Annotated in this window: 1 protein-coding gene; it reads left to right on the top strand. The window is 72.3% G+C overall.

The genetic code is table 11. The features are described from left to right. Positions 1 to 993: 993 nt before the first annotated feature. Positions 994 to 2268 (top strand): ABC transporter substrate-binding protein, encoded by a 1275-nt coding sequence (locus tag ACTIDRAF_RS0214920; protein WP_211215352.1) that lies wholly within the window; start codon positions 994 to 996, stop codon positions 2266 to 2268. The last annotated feature ends 51 nt before the right edge of the window (positions 2269 to 2319 follow it).

Here is a 2319-nt window from a genome sequence, read left to right as displayed (position 1 = left end):
CGGGGCCCGCGAGCGGCAGCCGGTGCCGCCTCCGTGGTGAGCGGCGTCGCGGAGCGCGGCACGCGGACCGTGCTCTTCGGAACGGAACCGCTGTTCCGGGGACACCCCCAGGGCCTCTACGCGCAGGTGGGCAACGCCGTGTTCTGGGCCGCCGCCTGACGGGCGTGGTGCCGGCGGAGCGGCGCCGGGGCCCCGGTCGAGGAGCGACGCACGAGTCGGTCGACTCCCGCCCCGCGCCGCACGCTCCCGCGCCTCAGCCACCACCGACCCGGCCAGGCCGCCCCCAGCGCGGCGTGGCCGGGTCGGGTCGCCGCGTGCACCCGGTCGCCTCCGGGGTTCGACGGCCGACGTCCTCGCCGGCCCCGCCCGTCCCAGCGCAGCCCGCGGGGGGGCAGTCGGCGCGGTGTGCCCGTCGTGCGCCGGTTCGACGGGCGGGTGATCGTTGCGTGTTCCTCACCTCACCCGAGGTGACGGCGCTCTGACCTGCGTCGTCGCCCTGCGGCGGAGGGTGGTCGAGCCTGGGGGGCGAGCTGGCAGGCCGATATTGGCCAGCGACTTTGAGAATGTCCGATTTCCGGCCTACGGTGACGCCACCCATCGCCCCCGGGGGCCTTGAGCCATCACTGGGTGAGCGCGGCCGCGAGTGGAGTCGCGGGGCGGGTCCGGTCCAGGCCGCCGCGCCACCCCGTCGCGGCACCGCAACGTCGAAGGAGACGCCAGTGCGGAGATCCTCGCGGCCTCGCCACACGAAGCCGGGCACGAGCACCGCCGGCCTCCGGGTGCTGGTCGGCCAGCCGTCGCCGACCGGGGGCGCCCCGAACCGGCCGGGTCGGGGCTGGGCTCAGGCCCACCAGCACAACGCCGGAGCGAGGTGGCCCCGTCGCCGCGTTCCGCCGCAGACTGCCGCTCCGACGTGGCGCCGCGCGCCCGTCGGAACGCGTTGACCCCGCCTCCAGGGCGGGGGCAATCCGGGAGAGGAAGACAACAGTGTCGTTGAGAACCAGGCGATCCTGGCGGACCAGGGTGGCTGCCACGTCGGCCGCGTTCGCGGTGACAGCGCTCGTGGCCGGGTGCGGAGCCGACAGCGGTGACGGGACCATCGAGCTGCGCTACACGTTCTGGGGCAACCCGGACCGGGGCGAACGCACCGACGAGGCGGTGGCTCTGTTCGAGGAGCGCAACCCCGGGGTGAAGATCACCACGTCGTACTCCGAGTTCGGCGGGTACTGGCAGAAGCTCGCCACCGAGGCCGCGGGCGGGAACGCTCCCGACATCATCCAGATGGACTACACGTACCTGCGGGAGTACAGCGAGCGCGGCCAGCTGCTGGACCTGACCCCGTACATCGGCGAGCAGCTGGACGTCGACGACCTGCTGCCCGGCCTCGACGAGGCCGGCAAGATCGGCGACGACTACTTCGCGGTGCCCGTGGGCCGGAACATGATGTCCTTCCAGTACGACGCGGCGGTGTGGGAGGAGTCCGGGGCCCAGATGCCCGAGGCGGGCTGGACCTGGGAGGAGTTCCACGAGGCGCTGGACACCGTGAAGGACCACCTCCCGGATGGGCAGTGGGCCAGCGGCGCTCTGGGCGAGCACCTGCACATGCTCGACGTGCTGCTCCGGCAGGAGGGCAAGACGATCTTCACCGACGACGGGGAGCTGGGCTTCGACGAGGCGGACCTCGCCGAGTTCTGGGAGATCAGCGAGCGGATGCGGGAGGACGAGACGACCCCTCCGGCGAGTGTCATCATCAAGGGTGACACCGCGACGTCGTTGGGCAAGGGCCAGGTCATCGGCGAGTTCGGCTGGGACAACTTCATGGTGAGCGCCCAGAACACCTACGGCAGTGAGCTGTCGCTGGCTCCCTACCCCACCGACACCGGCGAGCTCGGCCTGTACTTCAAGCCGTCGATGCTGATGAGCGTGTCCGCCCGCTCCGAGCACCCCGAGGTGGCGGCCGAGTTCATCGACTTCATGATCAACGACCCGGAGGTGGGCGCGATCTTCGGGGCCAACCGGGGACTGCCGGCCACCTACACCCAGCGGGAGCAGGCCAACCTCGAGGGTGTCGACGTGGTGATCGACGAGTACGAGGCCAGCGTCGAGGACCAGCTGGGAGAGCCCGGCATCGCGCCGCCGCCCGGCGGCGCGGGCGTCGAGCGCCTGATGTCCCGGCTCGACGAGGAGATCAGCCACGGGAGGATCTCCATCGAGGAGGGCGTGGAACGCTTCTTCCGCGAGGCGGAGCAGGCGCTGGCCAACCCCTGATCCCGGGTGGACGCCGGGGCCCGGAGGTGGTGACCGGGCCCCGGCGTCCCC

The organism is Actinoalloteichus spitiensis RMV-1378, assembly GCF_000239155.1.
GTDB classification, from domain to species: domain Bacteria; phylum Actinomycetota; class Actinomycetes; order Mycobacteriales; family Pseudonocardiaceae; genus Actinoalloteichus_B; species Actinoalloteichus_B spitiensis.
The sequence above is the reverse complement of the archived record's forward strand: the minus strand, read 5'-3'. Positions and strand labels throughout refer to the sequence as shown.